This is a genomic window from Halorubrum sp. ARQ200, assembly GCF_005435115.1.
Taxonomy (GTDB): Archaea; Halobacteriota; Halobacteria; order Halobacteriales; family Haloferacaceae; genus Halorubrum; species Halorubrum tropicale.
This window is the reverse complement of record NZ_SGTZ01000001.1, coordinates 516,910-542,490: the sequence shown is the minus strand read 5'-3', so window position 1 is coordinate 542,490 and position 25,581 is coordinate 516,910. Positions and strand designations below refer to the sequence as shown.

Here is a 25,581-nt window from a genome sequence, read left to right as displayed (position 1 = left end):
CTTAAGCGTGGTCTTGGCGGTCGAGGGCTCGCGACGGGGGCGCCCCGCGGCTCACGACGACGGGGCGTCGGCGAACCGCCGCTCCGCCTCGGCGACCACGTCGGGGCGCCCCGCGAGCTCCACGGCGACGGTCTCGCTCCCGTAGTCGACGCCCGCGACCACGCCGCGGTCGTACGCCCACGAGAGCGCGGCCTGGGCGGCGCCGCCGTTGGGCGCCTCGACCGTCGCGGTCGCCGTCGGCAGCGCGTCGGCCACCGCGTCCGCGAGGTCGGCGAGCCCGGTCCCGTCGCGGACGCTGACCGGGACCGGCGGGCGGAGCGCGTCGACGACGGGGGCGTCCCGGGGGTCCAGGTCGGCGACCGCGTCCTCGTAGGCCTCGACCGCGGCCGCGAGCCCGTCCGCTCCGACCTCGTCGGCCTTCGACAGCACGGGGATCACGGGGCCGTCGGTCGCCTCGATCGCCGACAGCGACGCCGTGAGCTTCCGGCGGAGGTCGGCACGGTCGTCGCTCGCGTCGACGACGAGCACCGCGCAGTCGGCCGCTCGGACCGCGTCGATGGTCGTCCGGAACGAGCGCACCGCCTCGAGGGGGAGCCCGTCGAGGAGGCCGACGGTGTCGGTGACGAGGGCGCGCCGCCCGCCGACCGTCGCCCGGCGCGTCGTCGTCGAGAGCGTCTCGAACGGCCGGTCCGCGACCGTGAGCGGCCCGTCGCCCTCGGCCGGGTCGCCCTCGCCGTTGTCGTCGCGGTCGGCGTCACGAGGCCCGCCCCCGTCGCCGAACTCGGGGTCGTCGACCTCGTCGGCGAGCCGGCGGGCCAGCGTCGACTTCCCGGCGTTCGTGTACCCCGCGAGCGCGACGAGGTCGAACCCGGCGTCGCGGCGCTCCGCCCGTCGGGCCGCCCGGTCGTCGGCTATCTCGTCGAGCGCGCGCTCGGCCGACTCGATCCGCTTCTCGACGTCGAGCACGCGGCTGTCGCCCTCCGGCTGGAGGCGCACGTCCTCGCTCGCGTCGCGGGCGACCGCCTCCCGGAGCCGGGGGAGCTCGTAGCGCAGCCGCGCCAGCTCCAGCTGACGGTCGGCCGCGCGCGAGTCGGCGGCGTCGGCGAACAGCTCCAACGCGAGGCGCGGGCGGTCGATCACCGCGGTCCCGGACGGCAGCAGGTCGCCGAGCGAGAACGTCTGTCCCGGTGACAGCCCCCCGTCGTAGATCACCGCCTCGGCGCCCGCGTCGGCCGCGAGCCGCATCAGCTCCTCTGCCTTCCCGCGGCCGAGGTCGTAGGTCGGGTCCTCGCGGCGCCGCTGTGTGACCTCGCCGACGACCGCGTAGCCGGCCGCGGCGGCGAGGTCCCGGATCTCCGCCGTGTCAGGCGGCTCGCCCTCGGACCGGGCCGCGACGACGGCGGGGGTCGCGTCGGGATCGGCGGGGTCGAGAGGGGAGGTGTCGATCGATTCGGCGGTCTCGTTCGTCGTGGCGTCGTCTCGTGACATTCGGTCGGGCGCTCGCGTCGGCCCGGAGAGGGGAGCGTCTCGCGCTCCGGTCGCTGTGCTGCGGCGCGGGCGACCGACCCCGCTTCGCGGACGGGGCGGCCGCGTCGCGCCGCGGCGGTACCGTCAGCAGCCGTCGACGAACGAACTGGTCTCCATACCTCCGACTCCGCGGGCTCGCACATAAGCGTTCACCGGAAACGCGGTGTGGTACCGAGACGCGGAAACGTGGGTGTCAGAACGGCGCGCCGGTCAGGGGATGCGAACATCGTGTTCCAGCGTACCGACGCCCTCGACCTCGACCTCGACGGTGTCGCCGTCGGCGAGCGCGCCGACCCCCTCGGGGGTGCCCGTCGCGATCGCGTCGCCGGGTTCGAGCGTGAGGTACGTCGTGATCTCCTCGATCAGCGTCGGCACGTCGAAGATCATGTGCTCGCGGTCGCTCGACTGCTTCGTCTCGCCGTTGACGCGGAGCTCGACGCCCGCGTCAGTGGGCACCTCGTCGGGCGTCGCGAGGACCGGGCCCAGCGGCGCCGCGCCGTCGAACGCCTTCCCGCGCACCCAGTTCTGCTCGCGGTTCTGGTCGTCGCGGTTCGACACGTCGTTCATACAGGTGAACCCGGCGACGACGTCCATCGCGTCGGCGGCGTCGACCGCCTTACACTGCTCGCCGATCACGACCGCGAGCTCCGCCTCCCAGTCGATCCGGTCCTTGCCGGCGGGGACGGTCACGGTGTCGCCGTGGCTCGCCACCGCGTTCGGCGGCTTGAGGAAGAGCAGCGGGCGGTCGGGCACGTCGTTGCCGAGCTCCTCGGCGTGGTCGGCGTAGTTGCGCCCGATACAAACGATCTTCGACGGGTCGGTCGGCGCGAGCACGTCGATGTCGGGGTCGGAGAGCGCGTACTCCTCGCCGCCGAAGGCGACCGTGTCGGTCGCCGGGTCGTACTCGCCCTCGCGGATCGATCCGGCCGGGTCGCGGAACCGTGCGCGGTACATACGCGGCCGAACGGGCGGCCCCCCGAAAAGCGTTCCCGGAGAGGCAAGCGACGACCGTGACAGGGCGTGCTCGCGGGCTCACTCGGTCGAGTCGGTCGCCTCGCGGACCGAGTCGGTCGCCGCCGCGTCCGTCGCGTCGCCGTCCGCGGCGTCGACGGTGGAATCCTCGTCCGCGGCGTCCGTCTCCGAGCCCTCGTCGGCGAAGCGCGAGTCGGTGGCTTCCCCCGCCTCGCCCGTTACTTCGTCGAGCGACGGCGCCCCGACGCGGTCCCCGAACAGCTCGGAGCGCGCGCAGTCGGCACAGTAGTGGTTGTGGCGGATCGCGTGGGTGCGGACCGGCACGCCGGCGACGACCGTCTCGTCGCGGCGACGCCTGACGAGGCCGCGCTCGAACGCCTCGCCGCAGACGACGCAGGACTCGTCGACGGACTCCGGGGGTCGGACGACCCGGTGATCGACCGTCCGCTGCCGGCCGAAATCGATGAGTCCGTGCCGTCGACCGAGGCGGCGCCTCACGGCCGGCGCGGCCCCCGCCCCGAGCAGGGCGAACGCGAGCCCGACCAGCGCCACCGGCGGGGTGCCGGACTCGAACGAGAGGAACGCGATCCAGCCGCCGATCAGCAGCAGTAACCCGCTCAGGAGGTACGCGGAGACGGTTTCGACCGTCCCCCCGCTCTCCACGCTCGACGGAAGGCGAGCGCGCGTCTCGTCGCCGCGCACGAGCCGCCGTCGCTCGGCCAGCTTGGAGTAGTGCCACCAGCCGTACAGCAGGTTCCCGATCCCGCTGGTGAAGAGGAACAGGAGGACGTGGACGCCGACGGAGCCGATTCCCCTGTCGACGAGGATCACCCGGTCGCCGGCGTCCTGTTCGATGTCCCACCCGGCGTCGAGGTGGTCCTGGACGCGGCGGCGGAAAGCGCGCTCGCTCTCGTCCGGCGACGAGGTCGAGCGCGACGTGGACCGGTCGTCCGACCGCTCCGACCGGCCGCTCGACCGCTCGGACGCCGCGGATCCGCCGCCGGACCGCGACGCGCCGCAGTTCGAACAGAACCGGTCGTCGTCGTCGAACGCCGCGCCGCAGTCGACGCAGTACGCGGGGCCCGCGGCGCCGTCGAGGTCGGCGCCGCAGTCGGGGCAGAAGCTCGCCCCGTCCGGCACCGCCTCGCCGCAGGCGGGGCAGGCGGCCGGCGGGCCGCCGGGCTCGCTGGTCTGGGAGGGCATCTACCGGACGTTCGCGTCCGTTCCGGTTAATCGCTTTCGCCGACGGGCGACAGCCTCCGCGGCGTCGAGTTTTATTACGACGCGCCGAGACGTACGGAACGGACCATGGAACTCACCTGGCACGGCCACTCCACGTGGCACGTCGTCGTCGAGGACACGGAGCTGCTCATCGACCCGTTCTTCGACAACCCGAAGACCGACGTCGACCCCGCGGACCTCGACCCCGACTACCTCCTCCTGACCCACGGACACGCGGACCACATCGGCGACGCCGCCGAGTTCCCGGACGCGACGGTGGTCGCAACCCCGGAGCTGACCGGCTACGTCCAGGAGAACTTCGGCCACGAGCACACGCTCCCGGCCGGCGGCATGAACATCGGCGGCACCGCCGAGTGCGGCGACGCGTGGGTGACGATGGTCCGCGCGGACCACTCGAACGGCATCGAGAACGACCCCGACTACTCCGCCGGCATGCCGACCGGGTTCGTCGTCGGCGACAAGAAGCCGACCCAGGAGTCGGACCCCGACTGTACCACGTTCTACCACGCCGGCGACACGGGCTTGATGTCCGAGATGGTCGACGTGATCGCCCCGTACCTCGAACCGGACGCCGCCGCCCTGCCCGCCGGCGACCACTTCACCATGGGGCCCGCGGGCGCCGGCATCGCCGCCGACTGGGTGGGCGCCGACGTCGTCTTCCCGATGCACTACGACTCGTTCGGGCCGATCGAGATCGAGACCCGCGAGTTCGTCAACGAGGTGAAGGCCGCGGGCGCCGCCGCCGACCCCGTCGTCTTAGAGGGCGACGAGACGTACACGCTCGACTGAGGGGGCGACGACCCCACCGGTGATTCCGCCATTTTTCGCAGCGTTCCCGTCCGGAGCGACGCGACCGCGCTGTATCGACCCCGTCCGTCCCCCGGCACTCACGTCCCGTGTCGGCAGCCTTTAGCGGCGGGAGGACGAAGGGTCGGTCGACTATGGCAGACATCGAGACGTCCACGGTTTCCGAGGAAGGGTACGCCAGCACCAGCCAGGTCGGCGAGTTCGACCTCCAGATCGACGCGACCGACGAGACGGGCCCGAACCCGAACGCGACGCTCGTCGCGACGTACGCCTCCTGTTACCTCCCGGCGCTCCGCGTCGGCGGGAGCCAGCGCGGCGAGGAGGACCTCGGCAAGATCCAGATCGACGCGAGCGCCGACCTCGACGACGAGGACGACCTCGAATCGATCGCCTTCGACGTCCACGTCGAGGCCGACCTCGACGACGAGACCGCCGCCGACATCGCCGAGCGCGCCGAGGGCATCTGCCACGTCCACAGCGCGCTCCGCGAGGAGCTCCACGCCGACGTCAGCGTCTACCCCGGCGCGTTCTGAGGCCGGACTCCCGCGTCGACGCCCGCTTTTTTTCGACCGTCCCCGCCCGCTCAGTCCCGCGGCTCCGCCTCTTCGGCGACCGGGCCCGAGGGGTCGGCGGGCGGCGCGGGCCCGTCCGCGTCCGCCCCCGGGCGGTCGAGCCCGGTGAACTCGAACCGAGCGCCCCCGCGTTCCCCCTCCGTCACGGCCACCTCCCAGCCGTGCGCCTCGGCGATGCGCTGGACGATGGAGAGCCCGAAGCCGGTGCCCGTCTCGGAGGTGGTGTAGCCGCTCTCGAACACCCGGTCCCGCTCGTCGGCGTCGATCCCGGGGCCGTCGTCCTCGACGTAGAACCCGTCCGGGAGGTCGCCGACGACGACGCGCTGCCCGCCGTGTTCGGCGGCGTTTCGATACAGGTTCCCGAGGAGCTGCCGGACCCGGCCCGGGTCGGCGCATATCTCCCCGTCGGCCTCCACCACGACCTCGACCGGCGCGTCCGGCTCGTCCCCGCCGGCCGCGTCGTCGCCGAACGGGTCCTCGCCGTCCGCCGATCCGAAGGCGTCGTCGCTGTACCCGGCGGCCAGGTCGCCGAGGTTGACGGGGTCGAACGACCCGACCGCCTCGCCCTGCTTGGCGAGCGCGAGCACGTCCTCGATCAGCCGCTCCATCTCGTCGAGCGCGCGCTCGCAGCGGTCGAAGTAGGAGTCGGTCCCCGTCTCGCGCGCGAGCCGGAGGTACCCCGAGAGGACGTTGAGCGGGTTCCGGAGGTCGTGCGAGACGATGTTCGCGAACTCGTCGAGCCGCTCGTTCTCCCGCTCGATGCGGCGCTCGTACGCCTTCCGCTCGGAGATGTCGCGGCTGCTCGCCAGGAACCGGTCCTCGCCCTGGACGTCGATGCGCCGCACGTGGACCTCGGCGGGGAACGTCGAGCCGTCGGCGCGGGCGAACGTCGTCTCCAGTCGGACCGTCTCGTCCACCTCCAGGCCCTCCCAGAGCCGAACCCCCTCCTCGGGGTCGAGTTCGGCGTCGACCTCCCACACGTCCATCCCGACTATCTCCTCGCGGTCGTACCCGAGCGCGTCGGTCATCGCGCGGTTGGCGTCGACGATCGACCCCGCTTCGTCGTGGATGTCGACCATGTCCGGCGAGCGCTCGAAGAGGGCCTCCAGGCGCGCGGAGGTGCGTTCGAGCCGACGCTGTCGGCGCCGCTCGGCGGTGACGTTGCGGGAGATGCCGAGCACCCCGTCGAACTCCCCGTCGATGACGAGCCGTGTCAGCCCGTAGTCGACGATCGCAGCGGGCTCGTCCGGGAGGTCGACTTCGACCGTCCCGGTCAGCGAGTCGCGCTCGCCCTCGACGAGTTCGCCGTACTTGTCGCCGTCGGCCGCCTGTATGCGCTCGACGAGGCGGCTCTCGCGGCCGACGAGCGACTCCGGGTCGGTGCCGAACACGTCGGCGATGTGGTCGTTCGCGAGCGCGATGCGGCCGTCGGCGTCGTAGATACACACCGACTCCGGCAGCTCGTCGACGATGCGGCGGTAGCGTTCGAGCTCGCGCTCGCGCTCCTTCTCTTCGGTGACGTCGATGTGGATCCCGACGGCCCGGAGGGGCTCGCCGTCCTCGGTCCGCTCCACGACGCGGCCCCGGTCGCGGATCCACTTCCAGTCGCCCGACGTGGTCCGCATGCGGAAGTCGCTCTGGTAGGGGTCGGTCTCGCCGGCGAAGTGCGCCTCGATGGCGTCCCAGGCGTCGTCGATGTCGTCGGGGTGGACGCGGTCCTCCCACGTCGACAGGTCGAAGTCGATCTCGTCGATGTCGTGGCCGAGCATCCCCGCCCACCGGTCGTCGAACCGGACTTCGTCCGTCCGCACGTTCCAGTCCCAGACGCCGACGTCGGCCCCTTCGACGGCAAGCTGGAGCCGCTCCGAGACCTCCCGGAGCTCCCGCTCGCGCTCCCGGCGCTCCGTCACGTCGCGGAAGTACAACGCCAGCCCGTCGGCGGTCGGGTAGGCGTTCACCGCGAGCTCCGCGTCGAGGCGGTCGACGTGGTGCTCGAACTCGGTCGCCTCGCCGGTCTCGACGACCTCGCGGAGCGCCGCCTCCGCCTCGGTGCCTGCGACCTCCGGGAACAGCTCCCAGATCCGCTCGCCGAGCAGCGCGTCCGCGTCGCGCTCGACGAACCCCGCGGCCCGCTCGTTGAGGTAGGTCAGCCGCCACTCCGAGTCGACCTGACAGAACGCGTCGCTGGTGCGCTCCAGGTGCGCGGCCAGGCGGCGACCGCCGCGCGCCTCGGAGACCGCGCTCGCGACCGCGCTCGCGAGCCGCGCGAACTCGTCCGCCGGCTCGTCCCGTCGGACGTACTCGTCGACGCCGGCCGAGACGGCGTCGCTGGCGACCGCCTCCGACCCCGACCCGGTGAAGAGCACGAACGGCACGTCGCCGTGGCGGTCGCGGACCGTCTCTAACAGCCCGACGCCGTCGACCTCGGGCAGTTCGTACCCGGAGACCACGCAGTGGAACGACGCCGACGACAGCGCGTCCAGCGCCGACTCGGCGCCCTCGACCGTGACCGCCTCGAACCGGTCGTCGCGCGCTTCGAGCCGCGAGGCCGCCGTCTCGGCGAACGCCGGTTCGCCGTCGACCACGAGGACGCGTACGAGCGACGCCCCTCGTCCCCCCTCGTCGCCGCCGGCTCCGTCCGCTTGTCTCATCTGCGTAGTTGTTTTCTACTCGACATGATAACCGTTTCGCTCGGTTTCATCGGACGACCGTCGAAACGGAAATGCCGGAGCCGACGGGGAGGACCGCCGTCTCCACGGCGTCGTCCGAGCGGACGGTCCCCACGTACTCGCCGACGCCGCGCGTCTGGGCGTCGACGGCGGCGTCCGGGAGCGGCTCGCCGGCCTCGAAGTGCGCGACGAGGTCGCCGAAGTCGATCGGGCCCCGGGCGATGTTGTCGGCGACGACCACGCCGCCGGACCGGACCTTCGGGAGGACGGCCCGGTAGGCGTCCGCGTACCGCTCCTTCTGGTGATCGATCAGCACCACGTCGAAGGGGCCGTCGTAGCGGTCGACGGTCTCCATCGCGTCCCCGACCTCGAAGGTGACGCGGTCGGCGTACCCGCCCTCGGCGGCGAACGAGACGCCGCGTTCGGCCTCGTCTGCGTCGAACTCGGTACACACCACGTGCCCGGCGCCGCCACGGAGGAACCAGGTGGCGGAGTAGCCGAAGCCGGAGCCGAACTCGAAGGCGCGGTCGGCGTCTGTCAGTCGCGCGAGCAGGCGGAGGACCGCCCCCGCCTCCGGCCCGATGATCGGGAAGCCCCACTCGTCGGCGAGGTCGGCCATCTCCGCCTGCGTCTCGGTGTGTTCCGGCGCCGTCGCGGCCAAGAACCGACGCGCGGGGTCGGTGAGCACGTCCATACCGCCGTCTCGGACGCGTGACACTTAAATCGGACCGGCGGCCCGGCCGGGCCGAGCCCGGCCCGGGCGCTCGGCGACCCTGAAAACTGTTAAGTCCCGCTCGGTCGACCGGTTGAATAATGTACGATCCTGAGGAACTCGCCGCGATCCGGGAGGCCAAGGAGTCGTGGGAGGACGGGACCTACGGCGACACTGTCGACCGGTTCGGCGAGCGCGAGGAGACGTTCACCACCGACACCGGGGGCCAGGAGGTCGACCCGCTGTACACGCCCGCTGACGTCGACGTGGACTACCGGGAGGACCTCGGTTACCCCGGGGAGGAGCCGTACACTCGCGGCGTCTACTCGACCATGCACCGGGGGCGGCTGTGGACGATGCGCCAGTACGCGGGGATGGGCACCGCCGCGGAGACGAACGAGCGCTTCCGCTACCTCATCGACGAGGGCTCGTCGGGCCTGTCGATGGCGTTCGACCTCCCGACGCAGATGGGATACGACTCCGACGCCGCGATGGCCGAGGGGGAGGTCGGGCGGTCGGGCGTCGCCATCGACACGCTCGACGACTTCGAGACCGTCTTCGACTCCATCCCGCTCGACGAGGTCTCCACGTCGATGACGATCAACGCCCCGGCGGCCGTCCTCCTCGCGATGTACGTCGCGATGGGCGACAAGCAGGGCGTCCCGCGCGACCAGCTCCGGGGGACCATCCAGAACGACATCATGAAGGAGTACATCGCGCGGAACCTCTACATCTACCCGCCGAAGCAGTCGATGCGGCTGATCACGGACATCTTCGAGTTCTGCGCGGCCGAGACGCCGAAGTTCAACACCATCTCCATCTCCGGCTACCACATCCGCGAGGCCGGCTCGACCGCGGCCCAGGAGATCGCCTTCACCCTCGGCGACGGCATCGAGTACGTCGAGGCCGCCCTCGACGCGGGCCTCGACGTCGACGAGTTCGCCCCGCAGCTCTCCTTCTTCTTCAACGCCCACAACAACATCTTCGAGGAGGCAGCGAAGTTCCGCGCCGCACGGCGGATGTGGGCGCAGATCATGGACGACCGCTTCGGCGCGGAGAACCCCAAGTCGAAGCAGCTGAAGTTCCACACCCAGACCGGCGGGTCGACGCTCACCGCCCAGCAGATCGAGAACAACGTCGTCCGCGTCTCGTATCAGGCGCTCGCGGCGGTCCTCGGCGGCACCCAGAGCCTCCACACGAACGGGAAAGACGAGGCGCTCGCGCTCCCGACCGAGAAGTCCGTGCGCACCGCGCTCCGCACGCAGCAGATCCTCGCCCACGAGTCCGGCGCGGCCGACACGATCGACCCGCTTGCGGGCTCGTACTACGTCGAAGACCTCACCGACGGGATCGAGGAGGAGGCGTTCGAGATCCTCGAAGAGGTCGACCGCCGCGGCGGGATGTTAGAGGCCGTCGAGAGCGGCTGGGTCCAGCGACAGATCCAGGACGTTGCCTTCGAGCGCCAGCGGGAGATCGAGGAGGGCGAGCGGATCATCGTCGGCGTCAACGAGTTCGAGGTCGACGAGGAGCCGGAAATGGACTTGGAAGAGGTCGACCCCGAGCAGGAGCAGAACCAGCGCGACCGGCTGAACGAGGTGAAGGCCGAGCGCGACGACGACGCGGTCGACGAGGCGCTCGCGGGGCTCCGCGAGGCCGCGCAGGGGTCCGAGAACGTGATGCCCCACGTCGTCGACGCGGTGAAGGCGTACGCGACGGTCCAGGAGATCTCTGACGTGCTCCGCGACGAGTTCGGCGAGTACAAGCCCGGGCGGTGAGCGGGAAGGCGGCGGCGACGGTTCCGAGCCGCCCCCGGCGGCGCGCTCAGTCCGCGCCCCTGACGACGTGGCCGTACTTCAGCGCCGCGACGAAGACCCCGCCGCCGACCGCGTTGCCGACGGTCGCGAGCGCGAGGAACGAGAGGTAGTCGGCGATCGATATCGCGGGCGAGGAGAACAGCCCGAACAGCACCTCCACGTTGCCCGCGATCGAGTGCGGCAGGTGGAGCATCCCGATGGTGCCGGTGACGATGAAGACGAGCAGCAGGCGACCGGTCGTCTCCTGGGCGGCCGTGATCAGCCACGCCAGCAGCCCCATCAGCCACCCGGCGAACACGCCGCCGACGAACAGCCACGTGAGGTCGTGGGTGACCAGCTTGAGCGCGATCTCCTCGAACGCCGCGGCCTCGACGACGCCGAGCCCGGGCGTCAACAGGGTCGCGAGCAGGGCGAACGACAGGCCGCCGATCAGGTTCCCGACGTACACCAGCCCCCAGAGGCGGCCCAGCTGGCCGAGCGAGGCCTGCCCGTCCATCACGGGGATCACGGCGAGCATGGTGTGTTCCGTGAACAGCTCCGACCGACCGAGGATGACGAAGACGAACCCGACGGAGTAGACGGTCGCCAGCAGCAGCTCGGTCCCGAGGTCGCCGTACCCGCCCGGCGACAGCGTCAGCACGACGGCCATCAGGAGGGGACCGAACCCGATGTCGAGCCCGGCGGACAGCCCGGAGAGCAGCAGCCCGGACCGCTCGCGGTTCATCTCGTGGACGGCGCTGTCGAGGATCGAGTCGAGGATCGTCCGCGACGTCTTCTGCTCTAAGGCCGTGTCGGGGTTCTGGTCGCTCACGGGATGGCTCTGCCGCCCGTTGTCGCTGGAGCTACCCAACACTTTCCATCGGTCGACCGGGCTGCCGGGACCGACAGTCGCCCGCGTCCCCCGACCGCGTTCCCGCTCGGTCGCGCCGCCCGGGGCCATTTATGTCCGCGCGCCGCGACGGTCGGGTATGCGCTTCGATCACGTCGGCGTCGCGACGCGGGACGCCACGGCGCTCGCGGACCTGTTCGGCGGCCTGGTCGACGCCCCGGTCGCCCACGAGGAAACGTTCGACGGGATGCGCGTCGTCTTCCTCGAACTCGACGGCGGCGGCTACTTCGAGCTGCTCGAACCGGACGCCGGCGGGACCATCGCGGACTACCTCGACCGCGAGGGACCCGGCGTTCACCACGTCGCGCTCGCGGTCGACGACCTCCCGGCCGCGCTCGACGACGCCCGCGACCTCGGCATCGACCTCGTCGACGAGGAGCCGCGCCCCGGCGCGTGGGGCCACGAGGTCGCCTTCTGTCACCCGCGCTCGACGGGCGGCGTGCTGGTCGAGTTCGTCGAGCACTGAGGCGGCCCGTCGGCGCCGAGAAACCGACGGCGCGGCTCAGTTCCCGGACTCGGCCTCGACCGCCGGGTCGTGGGTCTCGTACCAGTCGAGGATCTTCTCCAGCCGATGGATCGCGCGGTCGGGGTCGCCGATGTTGTGGTGTTCGTCCGGGTAGACGACCAGCTCTGCGTCGACCCCCTGCTTGCGGGCGGCGACGTACAGCTGCTCCGACTGCGAGGGGGGACAGCGCCAGTCCTCGCCGCCGGCCATGACGAGCAGCGGCGTCTCGATGTTCCCGGCGTCGAGGATCGCGGTCGACGCGTCGAACGCCTCGGGGTTCTCCCACGGGAGCCCGAACTCCGCCTCCATCCAGACGTGCGTGTCGTCCGTGCCGAACGCCGACCGGATGTCGTAGATCCCGTGTTCCGGCGCCGCGGCGGCGAAGAGGTCCGGCTCCTGCGTGACCAGGAACCCCTGCGCGATGCCGCCGTACGAGAAGCCGTGGCCGAACACGCGGTCGGGGTCGACCCAGCCGCGGTCCGCGAGCGACTCGACGCCCGCGGCGATGTCGTCGACCTCCGCGGTGCCCCACTTGCCGGTGAGCTCGGCGGTGAACTCGCGGCCGCGCGAGGTGCCGCCGCGGTAGTTCGGGCGGAAGACGAGGTAGCCCCGGCTCGTCAGCGCCGCGTGACCGAAGCTGAAGACGGGCTCGTCGTACGACATGGGCCCGCCGTGGATGGCCACCACGAGCGGGTGGTCGCCGGACTCGGGGTCGTGGTAGAGCACGCCGTCGAGCGTCCAGCCGTTGGACTCCCACTCGACGCGCCGCGCCTCCGGGACCGCGAACTCGTCGACGAGCGACTCGTTGACGCGGGTGAGCCGCCGGAAGGAGTCGGGCTCCGTGGCCGCGTCGAGGTCGTCGACGTCGACCGCGTACAGGTCGGTGCCCTCGGTCGGGTCGGAGAGGACGACGACCGCCGTCGACCCGTCGTCGGCCACGTCGACCCCGGCCATCGCGCGGTCGCGGCCCTGCGCCTCGAAGACGCGCTCGACGGTGCCGTCCGTCTCGACGCGGACCAGCCGCGTCTGGCTCTCGTCGGCGATCCGGGCGTATATCTCGCCGTCGACCCACGCCGGCTCGCCGCCGCGGGCGACCGTCCGGTCGAGCGCGGCGGTGAGGGAGGCGGGCTCGCCGCGGGCGTCCGCCTCGTCCGCTGCGTCGACGAGGTACACCTCCGCCGGGGCGGGCGGGTCGTCGGGGTCGCTGGCTACCGTCGCGATCCCGTCGCCGTCGGGGCGCCACGCCGGCGCGCCGTGGGTCAGATCGCCGCCCGTGAGCCGCTCGGCGTCGCCGCCGTCGGCCGGGACCGCGTAGAGGTCGCGGACGGAGGTGTCGTCCGGGCGGTCGAGCCGGCAGGAGGTGAACGCGATCCGCCCGTCCGGGCCCCACGTCGGGTCCATCCCGGCGATGTCCTCGAAGGCGCCGCCGCCGTAGGCGTCGTCGAGCCGGCGGGGGTCGCTCCCTGGGTCGTCGAGGTCGACGACGAACAGGTACCGCGTCACCTCGTCGGTCCAGCCGGCGCCGTTGACCTTGTGCTGAAGCCGGGTCGTCTCGATGGGGCCGCCCTCCTCGCGCACCTGATCGAGGTACTCGGACTCCTCGTCGGTCGGGTCGCGCGACTCGATCACCAGGCGGTCGCCCGAGGGCGACCAGTCGAAGTCGGCGACGCCCTCGTCGCGCTCGGTGACCTGCCGCGCGTCGCCGCCGAGCGCGAGGTCGAAGATCCACACCTGCGGCTTGGGCCCGTCGTCGCCGTTTCCGAGGGGTTCCTCGCCGTCGCCCTCGCTCTCGGCGTCCGCGTCCTCGTCCCCGCTTTCGGCGTCCTCCTCGTCCCCCTCGTCGTCTCGGTCGCGCCAGCCCACCCGCTTCTCGGCGTCGCGGTCGCGAGCGGCCACGAACGCGAGGCGGTCGCCGTCGGGCCCCCACGACGGTGCGGAGGCGCCGGAGGCGCTCGTCAGGCGGTGCGGCTCGCGGGAGCCGTCGATCGGGGCGACGAAGAGGGAGGAGACCGCCTCGTCCGCGGCCTGGTCGTACTCGGTCGCGGTGAAGGCGACGCGGTCGCCGGCGGGGGAGACGGCGACCTCGCCGATCTGGGTCAGGTCGTAGTACGCGTCCAGCGGCAGTTCCGACATGAACGCACCCAGCGGCGGGCGGAGGAAATACGTTCGGGCCGCGGAACCTCGGCGACCGAGGGAGCGCGGTCGCCGGCGACGCGGGCCGCGAGGGCGACCGACTTAACCGCGACGCGACCGCACCGCCGCTCGTGTTCCGCGACCTCTCGCGACCGATCGAGACGGGGATGCCGACCTACCCCGGCGACCCCGACGTGACGCTCGCGCCCGCCGCGACCCACGAGGCCGACGGCTACGCGACGAGCGAGCTCCGGACCGGAACGCACGCGGGAACGCACGTCGACGCGCCGCGGCATACGGTGCGCGGGGGCGAGTCGATAGACGAGCGAGACGTCGGCCGGTTCGCGTTCGACGCCCGCCTCGTCGACCCCCGCCCGCTCGAACCGCGGGAGCCGATCCGCCCCGGCGCGCTCCCCGAACCGGACGCCCTCGACCCCGCGGTCGACCTCCTCGTCCTCCGGACCGGCTGGGAGTCGCACTGGGGGACCGACCGATACCGCGACCACCCGTACCTGACCGCGGCGGCCGCGGAGCGGTGTCGGGAGGCGGGCGTCGGCGTCGGGCTCGACGCCTTCGGACCGGACCCGACGCCGACGGCGGGCGGAGGGGCAGACGGAGAGGCGAGTGAGGACGGCGAACCCGCGGGGACCCCCGCCCACGACGTCCTCTTGGGCGCCTCGCTCCCGGTCGTCGAGAACCTCTGCGGCCTCGACGGCCTCCCGGCGCGGTTCCGGCTCTCCGCCTTCCCGCTCCGGCTCCGCGGCGCAGACGGGTCGCCGGTGCGCGCGGTCGCCGAGTGGGAGGATTAGACGGACGCGGACCGCCGCGCGGGCCGGCTCGCGGGCGGCCCAGACCAAACCCGTTTTAAGCGTCGGCGACGAACCGCGTCTCAAGGTCGATATCCATGGAAATGCCACGCCGCTTCAACACGTACTGCCCCCACTGTGACTCCCACCAGGAGCACGAGGTGGAGAAGGTCCGATCGGGTCGCGCGACCGGAATGAAACGCGACGCGCGACAGCGACGCCGCGCGCTCGCGACCATCGGCAACGCCGGCGGGTACTCGAAGGTGCCCGGTGGCGACAAGCCGACGAAGAAGACCCACCTGAAGTACCGCTGCGGCGACTGCGGGAAGGCCCACATGCGCGAGGGATGGCGCGCCGGCCGTCTCACGTTCCAGGAGTAAGCATGGCGGGAGACTTCCACCGCGTCGCCTGCGGCGACTGCGAGAACGAACAGGTCGTCTTCGGCAAGGCCTCCTCGACGGTGTCGTGCGCGGTCTGCGGCACGACCCTCGCGACCCCCACCGGCGGGGAGGCGGAGCTTCACGGCGAAATCGTCGAAACCGTTGAGGCGCGGTAACCGCCTCACCGCTCCGTCATGAAGTACAGCGGCTGGCCCGAACCCGGCGAGTTGGTGGTCGGCGACGTCGACGAGATCGCCGACTTCGGCGTGTTCGTCGACCTCGACGAGTACGAGGACAAGCGCGGCCTCTGCCACATCAGCGAGGTCGCGTCCGGCTGGATCAAGAACGTCCGCGACCACGTCCGCGAGGGACAGACGGTCGTGGCGAAGGTGCTCGAGGTCGACGAGTCGTCGAACCAGATCGACCTCTCGATCAAAGACGTCAACGAACACCAGCGCAAGGAGACGATCCAGGACTGGAAGAACGCCCAGAAGGCCGACAACTGGATGGAGATCGCGCTCGGCGAGGACGTCGACGACGACCGCTACACGTCGGTCGCCAACGCGCTCCTCGCGGAGTACGAGAGCCTCTACGACGCCTTCGAGGCGGCGGCGATCCGCGGCGACGAGGCGCTCGACGACGTCGACGTCGACGCCGACACCGTCGACGCGGTCGTCGCGGCCGCCCGCGATAACGTCTCCGTCCCGTACGTCGACGTGACCGGCTACGTCGACCTCGAATCGGCGGCCCCCGACGGCGTCGACGACGTGCGCGACGCGCTCGCCGCCGCCGAAGGGAACGGCGAGGTCCCGGACGGCGTCGACCTCGACGTCGGCTACGTCGGCTCGCCCGAGTACCGGATCAAGGTCCGCGCGCCGGACTACAAGACGGCGGAGTCGCAGCTCGAAGCCGCCGCCGAGCGCGCCCGCGAGGCGATCGAGGCCGCCGGCGGCGAGGGCGAGTTCCACCGCGAGCGGCGCGAAGACGACGAGTAACTCGGTCCGACCCGACGCTTTTCATCCGTGAAATCAGACATCCGCGTCTGCGCGAACTGGGCGGCCGCTCACGAGCGGCCGGTGTACGCGCTCGGCGAGCGCTGTCCGGTCTGCGGCGGCCCGACCGAGAACAGCGCGCCCGCCCCGTTCGGCCCGGAAGACCCGTACGGCGAGTACCGACGGCGGGCGCGGCGACGCGGCTCGGAGTAGGCGCGGACGCCGCGGCGGCGTCCGGGCTGTCCTCGTGACCGCTCGATCGCGAGCCACCGGAATAGCCACGCTCTTGTGACCGCCGCCCGGACGGACGGAGTATGGAGGACATCGAGATCGACGAGGTCGCGACGCCGGAGCTCACGGACCCGGTGTTGATCGAGGGGCTGCCGGGCGTCGGGCACGTGGGGAAGCTGGCGGCCGAACACCTGCTGGAGGAGTTCGACGGGGAGCTCGTCCGCCGGGTGTACGCCACGGAGTTCCCGCCGCAGGTGAACGTCGACGACGGGGGGGTCGCGGAGCTGACCTGCGCCGAGTTCCACGCCGTCGAGACCGACGGCGCCGACCTGCTCGTGTTGACCGGCGACCACCAGGCCGGGTCGAACGCGGGCCACTACAAGCTCACCTCGACGTTCCTCGACGTGGCCGAGGCGTTCGGCGCGGAGCGCGCGTTCGCGCTCGGCGGCGTCCCGACCGGCGAACTGGTCGAGGAGTACACCGTCCTCGGCGCGGTCTCCGAGGACGCGCTCACGGAGGACTTGGAGGACGCCGGCGTCGAGTTCCGCGCCGACGAGCCGGCGGGCGGCATCGTCGGCGTCTCCGGGCTCGTCCTGGGGCTCGGCGGTCGCCGCGGGTTCGAGGCCGCCTGCCTGATGGGCGAGACGAGCGGCTACCTCGTCGACCCGAAGAGCGCCCGCGCCGTGCTGGAGGTCCTAGAGTCCGTCCTCGACCTCTCCGTCGGTTACGAGAGCTTAGAGGACCGCGCCGAGGAGATGGAGGAAGTCGTCGGCAAGATCCGCGAGATGCAGGAGGGACCGGCGGTGCCGGACGACGACCTGCGTTACATCGGCTGACCGGACGCGACCGCCGCGACCCGCTCGTTCTCTGCGGGGCCGTTCGTTTCTGCCGGAGAACCGGAACTCCCGCTTCCGGCAGAGATAAATCACGTCCCCGATCATCGTTCGTGTATGACAGAGGTACGCGTCGCCGGGGTCGGGCTCACTCCCTTCGGCAGTCACCCGGAGCGCACCGGCCGCGACCTGTTCGGGGAGGCCGCGCTTCGGGCGTTCGAGGACGCCGGCGTCGACAGGGCCGACGTCCAAGAGCTGAACTACGGCAACTTCATGGGGGCGCTCGCCGAGCATCAGGGCCACCAGGCGCCGCTGATGGCCGAGGCCGCCGGGGTGCGCTGCCCGGCGACGCGCTACGAGTCGGCGTGCGCGTCGGCCGGCGTCGCGGTCCGGGAGGCGGTCCGGACGGTGGCCGCGGGCGACGCGGACGTGGTCCTCGCGGGCGGGATGGAGCGCATGACGAACCTCCCGACCGCCGAGGTCACCGAGGGGCTCGCCATCGCGGCCGACGACCTCTTCGAGGTGCGGTCGGGCGTCACCTTCCCCGGCGCCTACGCGCTCATGGCGAACGCCTACTTCGACGCCTACGGCGGGAGCCGCGAGGACCTGGCGCACGTCGCGTCGAAGAACCACGCCAACGCCGTGCCCAACGAGTACGCCCAGTACCGGAAGGAGGTCTCCGTCGCGGAGGCGATGGACGCGCCGCCGGTCGCGGCGCCGCTCCACCTGTACGACGCCTGCCCGATCACCGACGGGGCGAGCGCGCTCGTGCTGGTCTCCGCGGAGTACGCGGAGCGGAACGACCTCGACGCGCCGGTCGCGGTGACGGGCACCGGACAGGGGACCGACCGGATGGCGCTCGGCGACCGCGACCGCCTCGCCCGGACGCCCGCCGCGGACGACGCCGCCGACGCGGCCTACGCCGACGCCGGCGTCGGGGCGAGCGACGTCGACGTCGCGGAGGTCCACGACTGCTTCACCATCGCCGAGGTGCTGGCGCTGGAGTCGCTGGGACTGTTCGAGCCGGGCGAGGGGATATCGGCCGCCCGCGAGGGGGTCACGGCCGCCGACGGCGACCTCCCGGTGAACCTCTCGGGCGGGCTGAAGGCGAAGGGCCACCCGGTCGGCGCGACCGGCGGGTCGCAGATCGCCGAGCTGACCCGCCTTCTCCGCGGGGACCACCCCAACAGCGAGCACGTCCCCGACGCCGAGGTCGGCGTCGCGCACAACGCGGGCGGGACCGTCGCCAGCGCGGTCGTCCACGTGCTGGAGGTGGCGGAATGAGCGACGCGGACACGGGCGGGGAGGCCCCGCCGACCGACCGCGACTACGCCGAGTGGCTCGACGCGCTCGCGGACGGCGAGGGGTTCGCGCTCGCGTGTCCGGACGGCCACGGCTCGCTCCCCCCGCGCCGCGTCTGTCCCGAGTGCGGGTCGCCGGACCTCTCGCGGGAGCCGCTCCGCGAGACGGGGACCGTCGAGACGTACAGCGTCGTCCACGTCCCGTCGCCCCGCTTCGCCGACGACGCGCCGTACGCGACCGCCGTGGTCGACTTCGGCCCGACGCGGCTGACGGGGATCGTCCGCGGCGACGACTCGGACGAGGACGCCGCCCCGGACGTGGCGATCGGTGACGCGGTGACGGCCGCCGTCGGCGAGCGGGCCACCGACGGCGAGCGGCTCGTCGTCTTCCGTCCCGCGCCTGACCGGTCCCCGGACGAGTGAGCCGAGCGCGAGCGCGTCGAGCCACTCGGCGTGGTCGCGGGGCGAGTGAACGCCGCCCCGGAGCCGACGTCGCTCGCGGCCTTCCCCGTCGATTTTCGGGGTCCGAGCCGCGGACGGGCAAAACCATTATACGCGAATGGTAAGTATTCCGAGCGTATGCCCGACCGCATCCCGGTCCTCCTCGTCGACGACGACCCGGACCTGCGAGAGGTCACCGCCTCGTACGTAGAGCGCGAGGCGGACCGGATCGCGGTCGAGACGGCGCCCGACGCGGACGCCGGGCTCGACGCCCTGGCGGACGGCGAGTTCGAGTGCGTCGTCTCGGACTACGAGATGCCCGGCCGGGACGGGCTGGCGTTCCTCGCCGCGGTCCGCGAGCGCTGCCCGGACCTCCCGTTCATCCTCTTCACCGGCCGGGGGTCCGAGGAGGTCGCGAGCGAAGCGATCTCCGCCGGCGTCACCGACTACCTCCAGAAGCGCGGCGGCACGGAGCGGTACGAGCGGCTGGCGAACAGGGTCGTCGAGGCCGTCGAGAAGCGGCGGGCCGAACGGGAGGCCGAGGAGGCCGTCGGTCAGTTCCGCGCGGTCGCGGAGGGGGCGTCGGACGCGATCCTGTCGGTCGACATCGACGGGGTGATCGAGTTCGCGAACCCGGCCGTCGAGTCGGTGTTCGGGTACGAGCCGAGCGAGTTGGAGGGCGAACCGCTGACGACGCTGATGCCCGACCGGCACCGGAACGACCGCCTCGGCGCGGTCGAGCGATACCTCGCCACCGGCGAGCGGAGCGTCGACTGGTCGGACGTTCGGTTCGACGCGCTCCACCGCGACGGTCACGAGGTCCCGGTCTCGCTGTCGTACGGCGAGTTCACCGCGGACGGCGAGCGACACTTCGTCGGCGTGATCCGCGACGCCACCGACCGCGACCGCCACCGGGCGTTCATCGAACACGCCAGCGACGTGGTCGCCGTGCTGTCGCGCGACTGGCGGTTCCGGTACCTGAGCCCCTCTTGCGAGCGCGTGACCGGCCACGCCCCGTCGGACCTGCTCGGCGAGCGGTCGCTCGACTACGTCCACCCGGAGGACCGGGAGGCGGTCAGGGCGGCGTTCGGCGAGCTGGACGCCGAGGGCGGCCCGCCGACGGCCGAGTACCGGTTCGAGACGGCCGACGGCGAGTACCGGTGGCTCGAATCGGTCGGGAGCGAGCGGATCGAGACGGACGCCACCGAGGGATACGTCGTCACCACGCGGGACGTCTCCGAGCGGAAGGAGCGCGAGCGGACCCTCGCCCGGCTCCGCGAGTGGACCCGGGACCTCAACTACGCCCGGACCACCGAGGAAGCGGCCGAGCTGGCGGTGGACGCGGTCGACGACCTGATCGACGCGGGACTGAGCGGGATCCACCTCCGCACCGAGGAGGGTGACCGCCTCGAACCGGTCGCGCTCGGCCAGTCGGTGCCCGCGCTGTTCGAGGAGCAGCCGTCGTACGACCGGGACGCGCCGCCGGGGACGCGGGCGGCGATGGCGTGGGACGCCTACCGGAGCGACTCGTCGCTCGTCGTCGACGAGCTGTCGGCGTACGAGCCGCTCGACGAGCCCTCGCCGGCGGAGAGCCTCGTGTTGCGCCCGATCGGGGACCACGGGCTGTTCGTCGTCTCCTCGCCGGAGCCGAACGAGTTCACCGACACCGACGTGCTCGTGGCCGAGATCCTCACCGGCCACCTCGAGGCGGCGTTCGACCGCATCGAGCGGGAGAGCCGCGTGGAGCGGCTCCACGACGCGACTCGGACCCTCGTCCGGGCGGACTCGCGGAAGGAGATCGCGGAGCGGGCGGTCGAGGCCGCCACCGACGTGCTCGGGTTCTCGATAGTCACGGTCCGGATCCACGACGAGGACGCCGGCGGACTGGTGCCGATGGCCGTCTCGCCGAAGGCGGTGGACCTGCTGCCGGAACGGCGGACGTACACCCCCGACGGGGGGAGCCTGAACTGGGACGCGTTCGACGCCGGCGAGCCCCGGAAGTTCGACGACATCCGCGAGACCGAGGCGCTCGACGCCGACACGGACCTCCGCAGCCTGCTGATCGTCCCGATCGGCGACTACGGGACGATATCGGTCGGCGAGACGGAGCCCGGCGTGTTCGGCGGCGTCGACGAGTACCTCGCCGGAATCCTGGCGACGGCGGCCGAGACGGCGTTCCAGGCCGAGGCGCGCACCCGCCGGCTCGCGGAGCGGACGTCGGAACTGGAGCGACAGAACGACCGCTTAGAGGAGTTCGCGGGGGTGGTGTCACACGACCTCCGGAACCCGCTGGAGGTCGCGCGCGGCCGGACCGAACTCGCCCGCGAGGAGTGCGACAGCGACCACCTCGCGGCCGTCGAGCGCGCGCACGGCCGGATGACCGCCCTGATCGACGACCTGCTCACGCTCGCCCGCGAGGGCGACCCCGTGACCGACCCCGACCCGGTGGACCTGAGCCGGGTCGTCGGCTCCTGCTGGCGGACGGTCGACACGCGGAACGCGACGCTGCGCGCCGGCGCAGAGGGGATGATCCTCGCGGACGAGGGACGGCTCAAACAGCTGTTAGAGAACCTGATGCGGAACGCGATCGAACACGGCGGCGACGACGTGACGGTCGCGGTCGGGACGCTGCCGGACGGCTTCTACGTGGGCGACGACGGCCCGGGCATCGACCCCGACCGCCGGGAAGATGTGTTCGAGGCGGGGCACACGACCTCGCAGTCGGGAACCGGGTTCGGGCTGCGTATCGTCGAGCAGGTGGCCGACGCGCACGGCTGGTCGGTGCGGGCGGGAGCGAGCGAGGACGGCGGCGCGCGGTTCGAGATCACGGGTGTCGAGTTCGAGGAGTGAGCCGGTTCCAACCGGGCGGTAAAAAGGAGCAGAGGCGCAGCGGCGCCCGTGTGACCCCGGCCGAGCGGCGTCGATCAGTCCCGCGTGACCAGTTCGACCTCGTGGCCGTCCTGGTCCTTGGTGAACGCGTAGTTGTGGTCGCACGAGGCGGGGTCGCGGTAGTCGGGCGCCTCGCGGGTCATGAGGTCGTCCCACGCCTCGTCGAGGTCGTCGACGCGCACCGCGACGTGGCCCCAGCCGTCGCCCATCGTGTACTCGCGGCCGTCGTAGTTGTAGGTGAGTTCGAGCTTCATTTCCTCCTCGGCCGCGTCCTCGGGCGCCACGAAGTAGTTCGAGAAGGTGTCGGCCTCCCAGCGGCCCGGGTACTCCGTGTACTCGAACTTCCGGGTCCAGTAGCCGAGCGCCTCGTCGGCGTCCTCGACGCGGATCATCGTGTGGTCGATGCTCCACTTCGCGCCGTGGTCGCGCTTGACGATCTCGATCTCGTGGCCGTCGGGGTCCTTCACGAACGCGTAGCGGTTCCCGCAGGACTCGGGGTCGCGGTAGTCCTCGACGCCCTCGTCCATCAGCTGGTCGTACGACTCCTGGAGCGCGTCCTCGGGGACGCGGACCGCGATGTGGCCCCAGGCGTCGCCGATCTCGTAGCTGCGGCCGTCGTGGTTGTACGTGAGCTCTAAGAGTGCGCCGTCCTCGTGAACGTCCTCGGGGCCGAGGAACACGTTCGTGAACGTGTCCGCCTCCCAGCGGCCCTTCTCCTCGTAGTTCAGGTGCGTCTGGTACCAGTCGAGGCTCTCCTCTAGGTCCTCGACGCGGATCATCACGTGATCGAAGGTTCCGTCCATGGGCGGGAAATCGGCCGCTCGGGTCAAAAGCGTACTGAAGCCCGAACCCCCGCGACGGGCCAGACCGGTGGACCTGATACGGGTCTAATTCGCATTTTATTAACGCTGAACGGGGTGGATAGATACGGTTCGATCTCCCATACCGTACGTTCGCCGTCGGCCGGCGGCGAACGACTCTATGGCAAACGAACCGACGAAGCCGTCGACGGCAGACGGCACGACATCGCAGTATCGCTCGCACGTGACCTCCCCAGACACGAGCGCCGTGCGCCGGGTCGCCGCGTTCGCCGCGGGGGCCCCGTTCACCGCGCTCGTCGCGGCCGTCGAGGTGGCGCTCGTGACGGCCGCGCTCGGGGTCCAGCGGTCCGCCGCGCCGGTCGCGGTCGGGTTGATCGCCTTCTCCGTGTACGCGGCGGACCACGTCGCCGACGCGGAGGGCGACGCCGACGCGACGCCGCTGCGCGCCCGCTTCGCGCTCCGTTACGCCGACCAGCTGATGGTCGCCGCCGCCGTGAGCTACGGGCTCGCGGTCGCGCTCGCGGCGGGCGCCGGGCCCGCGGCGCTGGCGCTCGCGCTCGTCCCGGGCGCGGTGTGGATCGGCTACGCAACCGACTGGCTCCCCGCCCTCGGCGACCGCCTCGCGCCGCTCGGCGCGGCCTCGGTGCCGCGGCTCAAGGACGTGTTCCTCCTCAACTCCGCGGCGGTCGCGCTCGCCTGGGCGGTCGCGGTCGTCGCCGCGCCGCTCGCGTTCGCCGGCGTCCCGGTCGACTCGGTCGGGCCGAGGACGGTCGCCCTGCTGTTCGCGTACGTCCTCGTCCGCTCGTTCGTGGACGTCGAAGTCCCGAACGTCAGGGACGCCGCCGCCGACGCGGCGCAGGGCGTGGCGACGCTCCCGGTCGTCTTCGGGGTCGCCGGAACGCGACGGATCCTCCTCGGCGTCGACGCCGTCGCCGCCGGGCTGCTGGCCGTCACCGCGACGACCGGCGCCGCGTCGACGCCGGCCCTCGTCGCGCTCGGCGTCGGTCTCGTGGTCTCGATGACCATCACCGCGCTCGCCGACAGGCTCGACGGGACGGCGCTCGGCGTCGCCCCGGACGGCAGCTACCTCGTCGCCGGCGTCGTCCTCCTCGCGTTCGCGCTGTGAGGCGGCGTAATCTCAGGCGCTGAGGGCCCCAGATCCCGATTTTTTCGATAGATAATCACAACCCGATGAGTTATAAATACAATGTCCGTAAAAATTCTATGGCGGCGTTGAGCCCTCTGTCCGTCGTCCTCCTCGTGGCGGTGACGGTGGGACTGGCGGCGGCGATCCTGGCGTGGCGCGAGCGCCCGGAACCGGGCGCGACGTGGCTCGCGGTGCTGCTCGCCGGGCAGGTCTGGTGGGCGACGTTCCTCGTCTTCGAACTGGAGGCGACGACGCTGCCGGCGAAGGCGCTGTGGTACGACGTCCAGTGGGTCGGCGTCGTCGTCATCCCGGTCGGGTGGCTCTTCTTCGCGCTGGCGTACACCGGCTACGACCGCTACGTGACGCCGTTCTCCGTGGCGGTGGTGTCCGTCGTGCCCGCGGCCACCGTCGCGGTCGCCGCCGCCGGCGACCCGGGCAACCTCCTCGCGGCCGACCGGGTCGTCCGCGAGACGGCCGTCGGCACGTTCCTCAAAGTGGTGCCCGGACCGCTGTACTACATCATCGCGGGCTACACTTACCTCCTCGGGGCGGTCGGATCGGTCCCGCTGATCCAGCTGATTCGCGACGACGCCCGCCCGTTCCGGGGACAGAGCGCGGCGCTCCTCGTCGGGACCGCGGCGCCGTGGGCCGGCAGCGTCGCGTACCTCTCTGGCGCGATCCCGGTCCCCGGACTCGACCCCACGCCGCTGGTGTTCGGGGTCTCGGGGGTCGCGTACCTGCTCGCGCTCTCGCGGTTCCGGCTGCTGACGCTCGCGCCCGCCCCGCGCCGCCGCGCGCGCCAGCTCGTCTTCGAGCAGCTCCACGACCCCGTCTTCGTCGTCGGGACGGAGGGGCTCCTCGTCGACCTGAACGAGAGCGCGGCCGAGACGTTCGGCGTCGACCGCCGCGCGGCCATCGGGGAGCCGGCGTCGGCGGTCGTCCCGAAGTACGACGCGGTCCGCGAACTCGACGACGGCGGGGAGGACAAGCCGCGGGCGATACGGGTCGTCGGGCGCGACGGGCAGCGGCCCTACGAGGCGACGATCAGGGACGTGGTCGACGACCACGACCGCACCACTGCGCGGGTGATTACCTACCACGACGTGGGGGCGTACCTCGGTCAACAACAGCGGCTCAACGTACTCAACCGCGTCTTCCGGCACGACGTTCGCACGGAGACGAACCTCATCCTGGGGTACCTCGAACAGCTCCGCTCGGACCCGACAGACGAGCGCGCGTTATCCGTCATCTCGGAGAGCGCCGAGCGGATGCTGGACCTCAGCGAGCGCACTCGGACCGCCGGCGAGCTGTTCGATCCGACGGACGAGTCGGAGTGGACGCCGCTGCCGACGGTCGTCGACGAGGCCGTCGCGGCGGCGCGGGCGGACGATCCCGACGCGCGGACCGAGGTCGGGGACGTGCCGACCGTCCCCGTCCGAGGGGTGTTGGTGGTCGTCTTAGAGAACCTCTGCTCGAACGCGCTCCAACACAACGACGCGGACGCGCCGTGGATGCGGGTCGACGCCGCGGTCTCGGACGGGTGGGTCGAGATCACCGTCGCGGACGACGGCCCCGGGATCGACCCGGCCGAGTACGACGTCTTAGATCGCGGCACCGAGACCCCCCTCCGACACGGTAGCGGAATCGGCCTGTGGATCGTCAAGTGGGGCGTCGACCACCTCGGCGGCCGGATCTCGTTCGACGAGCGCGACCCCGCGGGCACGCTCGTGACGGTCGCCGTTCCGCTCGACCGGACAGCGGTGAGGGCCGAAGACGAAGGGGCCGAGGCCTCGGAGCCGCCCGCCGACGGCCCGTCGGCCGCGGGCGGTTCGGTCTCGCGGCGGGCGCCGCCGGACGCGGGTCGATAGGCACTTGACGCCGGACGCCGACCGCGGCAC

At 72.0% G+C, this 25,581-nt stretch carries 23 protein-coding genes; 15 read left to right on the top strand and 8 right to left on the bottom strand.

What is annotated here, in order from left to right:
• Positions 1-51 precede the first annotated feature (51 nt).
• The 3 genes from EXE50_RS02850 to EXE50_RS02840 all read right to left on the bottom strand — a co-directional run bounded on the left by EXE50_RS02850 (position 52) and on the right by EXE50_RS02840 (position 3,702).
• Positions 52-1,488 (bottom strand): GTPase, encoded by a 1,437-nt coding sequence (locus EXE50_RS02850; protein ID WP_137704314.1) that lies wholly within the window; start codon positions 1,486-1,488, stop codon positions 52-54.
• Positions 1,489-1,737: 249 nt separating this feature from the next.
• Positions 1,738-2,481, bottom strand: a complete 744-nt coding sequence (locus EXE50_RS02845) for a fumarylacetoacetate hydrolase family protein (RefSeq protein ID WP_053771199.1) — start codon at positions 2,479-2,481, stop codon at positions 1,738-1,740.
• Positions 2,482-2,559: 78 nt separating this feature from the next.
• Positions 2,560-3,702 (bottom strand): zinc ribbon domain-containing protein, encoded by a 1,143-nt coding sequence (locus EXE50_RS02840; protein ID WP_137704313.1) that lies wholly within the window; start codon positions 3,700-3,702, stop codon positions 2,560-2,562.
• A 105-nt stretch (positions 3,703-3,807) separates the two neighbouring features.
• Between EXE50_RS02840 and EXE50_RS02835 the strand changes: the two genes are divergently transcribed.
• Positions 3,808-4,530, top strand: coding sequence for a metal-dependent hydrolase (locus EXE50_RS02835; protein WP_137704312.1), 723 nt, complete (start codon positions 3,808-3,810; stop codon positions 4,528-4,530).
• A gap of 152 nt (positions 4,531-4,682) precedes the next feature.
• Positions 4,683-5,081, top strand: a complete 399-nt coding sequence (locus tag EXE50_RS02830) for an OsmC family protein (protein ID WP_053771196.1) — start codon at positions 4,683-4,685, stop codon at positions 5,079-5,081.
• Positions 5,082-5,131: 50 nt separating this feature from the next.
• On the opposite strand, the gene EXE50_RS02825 is transcribed toward EXE50_RS02830, so the two are convergent.
• Together EXE50_RS02825 and EXE50_RS02820 are read right to left on the bottom strand one after the other, a co-directional pair.
• Positions 5,132-7,771 (bottom strand): PAS domain S-box protein, encoded by a 2,640-nt coding sequence (locus tag EXE50_RS02825; protein ID WP_137704311.1) that lies wholly within the window; start codon positions 7,769-7,771, stop codon positions 5,132-5,134.
• Positions 7,772-7,817: 46 nt separating this feature from the next.
• Positions 7,818-8,483: an O-methyltransferase gene (locus tag EXE50_RS02820; protein WP_053771194.1), complete on the bottom strand. Its 666-nt coding sequence runs from the start codon at positions 8,481-8,483 to the stop codon at positions 7,818-7,820.
• Positions 8,484-8,602: 119 nt separating this feature from the next.
• On the opposite strand from EXE50_RS02820, the gene EXE50_RS02815 reads away from it, so the two are divergent.
• Positions 8,603-10,276, top strand: a complete 1,674-nt coding sequence (locus EXE50_RS02815) for a methylmalonyl-CoA mutase (protein ID WP_137704310.1) — start codon at positions 8,603-8,605, stop codon at positions 10,274-10,276.
• A 46-nt stretch (positions 10,277-10,322) separates the two neighbouring features.
• Here the strand turns inward: EXE50_RS02815 and EXE50_RS02810 are convergent, their stop codons facing one another.
• Positions 10,323-11,126: a formate/nitrite transporter family protein gene (locus EXE50_RS02810; protein ID WP_053771192.1), complete on the bottom strand. Its 804-nt coding sequence runs from the start codon at positions 11,124-11,126 to the stop codon at positions 10,323-10,325.
• Positions 11,127-11,283: 157 nt separating this feature from the next.
• On the opposite strand from EXE50_RS02810, the gene mce reads away from it, so the two are divergent.
• Positions 11,284-11,670 (top strand): methylmalonyl-CoA epimerase, encoded by a 387-nt coding sequence (gene mce / locus EXE50_RS02805; RefSeq protein WP_053771191.1) that lies wholly within the window; start codon positions 11,284-11,286, stop codon positions 11,668-11,670.
• A gap of 36 nt (positions 11,671-11,706) precedes the next feature.
• On the opposite strand, the gene EXE50_RS02800 is transcribed toward mce, so the two are convergent.
• Positions 11,707-13,842: a S9 family peptidase gene (locus tag EXE50_RS02800; protein ID WP_137704309.1), complete on the bottom strand. Its 2,136-nt coding sequence runs from the start codon at positions 13,840-13,842 to the stop codon at positions 11,707-11,709.
• A 131-nt stretch (positions 13,843-13,973) separates the two neighbouring features.
• Between EXE50_RS02800 and EXE50_RS02795 the strand changes: the two genes are divergently transcribed.
• The 9 genes from EXE50_RS02795 to EXE50_RS02755 all read left to right on the top strand — a co-directional run bounded on the left by EXE50_RS02795 (position 13,974) and on the right by EXE50_RS02755 (position 21,676).
• Complete coding sequence (locus tag EXE50_RS02795) at positions 13,974-14,651, top strand: cyclase family protein (RefSeq protein ID WP_077152262.1); 678 nt, start codon at positions 13,974-13,976, stop codon at positions 14,649-14,651.
• Between the two features lie 95 nt (positions 14,652-14,746).
• Positions 14,747-15,028, top strand: coding sequence for a 50S ribosomal protein L44e (locus EXE50_RS02790; RefSeq protein WP_053771189.1), 282 nt, complete (start codon positions 14,747-14,749; stop codon positions 15,026-15,028).
• Positions 15,029-15,030: 2 nt separating this feature from the next.
• Positions 15,031-15,204 (top strand): 30S ribosomal protein S27e, encoded by a 174-nt coding sequence (locus EXE50_RS02785; RefSeq protein WP_004595868.1) that lies wholly within the window; start codon positions 15,031-15,033, stop codon positions 15,202-15,204.
• 18 nt (positions 15,205-15,222) lie between these two features.
• Positions 15,223-16,023, top strand: coding sequence for a translation initiation factor IF-2 subunit alpha (locus EXE50_RS02780; RefSeq protein ID WP_053771188.1), 801 nt, complete (start codon positions 15,223-15,225; stop codon positions 16,021-16,023).
• A 27-nt stretch (positions 16,024-16,050) separates the two neighbouring features.
• Positions 16,051-16,233, top strand: a complete 183-nt coding sequence (locus tag EXE50_RS02775) for an RNA-protein complex protein Nop10 (RefSeq protein WP_053771187.1) — start codon at positions 16,051-16,053, stop codon at positions 16,231-16,233.
• A 101-nt stretch (positions 16,234-16,334) separates the two neighbouring features.
• Complete coding sequence (locus tag EXE50_RS02770) at positions 16,335-17,087, top strand: proteasome assembly chaperone family protein (protein ID WP_137704308.1); 753 nt, start codon at positions 16,335-16,337, stop codon at positions 17,085-17,087.
• 114 nt (positions 17,088-17,201) lie between these two features.
• Positions 17,202-18,368, top strand: a complete 1,167-nt coding sequence (locus EXE50_RS02765) for a thiolase domain-containing protein (RefSeq protein ID WP_137704307.1) — start codon at positions 17,202-17,204, stop codon at positions 18,366-18,368.
• Positions 18,365-18,808, top strand: coding sequence for a Zn-ribbon domain-containing OB-fold protein (locus EXE50_RS02760; RefSeq protein WP_121599362.1), 444 nt, complete (start codon positions 18,365-18,367; stop codon positions 18,806-18,808). Before EXE50_RS02765 ends, EXE50_RS02760 begins: the two co-directional genes overlap by 4 nt.
• 156 nt (positions 18,809-18,964) lie before the next feature.
• Positions 18,965-21,676: a PAS domain S-box protein gene (locus EXE50_RS02755; protein ID WP_137704306.1), complete on the top strand. Its 2,712-nt coding sequence runs from the start codon at positions 18,965-18,967 to the stop codon at positions 21,674-21,676.
• Between the two features lie 74 nt (positions 21,677-21,750).
• Here the strand turns inward: EXE50_RS02755 and EXE50_RS02750 are convergent, their stop codons facing one another.
• Positions 21,751-22,518, bottom strand: a complete 768-nt coding sequence (locus EXE50_RS02750) for a VOC family protein (protein ID WP_121599360.1) — start codon at positions 22,516-22,518, stop codon at positions 21,751-21,753.
• Positions 22,519-22,696: 178 nt separating this feature from the next.
• On the opposite strand from EXE50_RS02750, the gene EXE50_RS02745 reads away from it, so the two are divergent.
• Both EXE50_RS02745 and EXE50_RS02740 read left to right on the top strand, forming a co-directional pair.
• Positions 22,697-23,662 (top strand): UbiA family prenyltransferase, encoded by a 966-nt coding sequence (locus EXE50_RS02745; RefSeq protein ID WP_137704305.1) that lies wholly within the window; start codon positions 22,697-22,699, stop codon positions 23,660-23,662.
• A gap of 98 nt (positions 23,663-23,760) precedes the next feature.
• A complete protein-coding gene (locus EXE50_RS02740; RefSeq protein WP_241982616.1) occupies positions 23,761-25,551 on the top strand; it encodes a histidine kinase N-terminal 7TM domain-containing protein in 1,791 nt (596 codons plus the stop codon).
• The last annotated feature ends 30 nt before the right edge of the window (positions 25,552-25,581 follow it).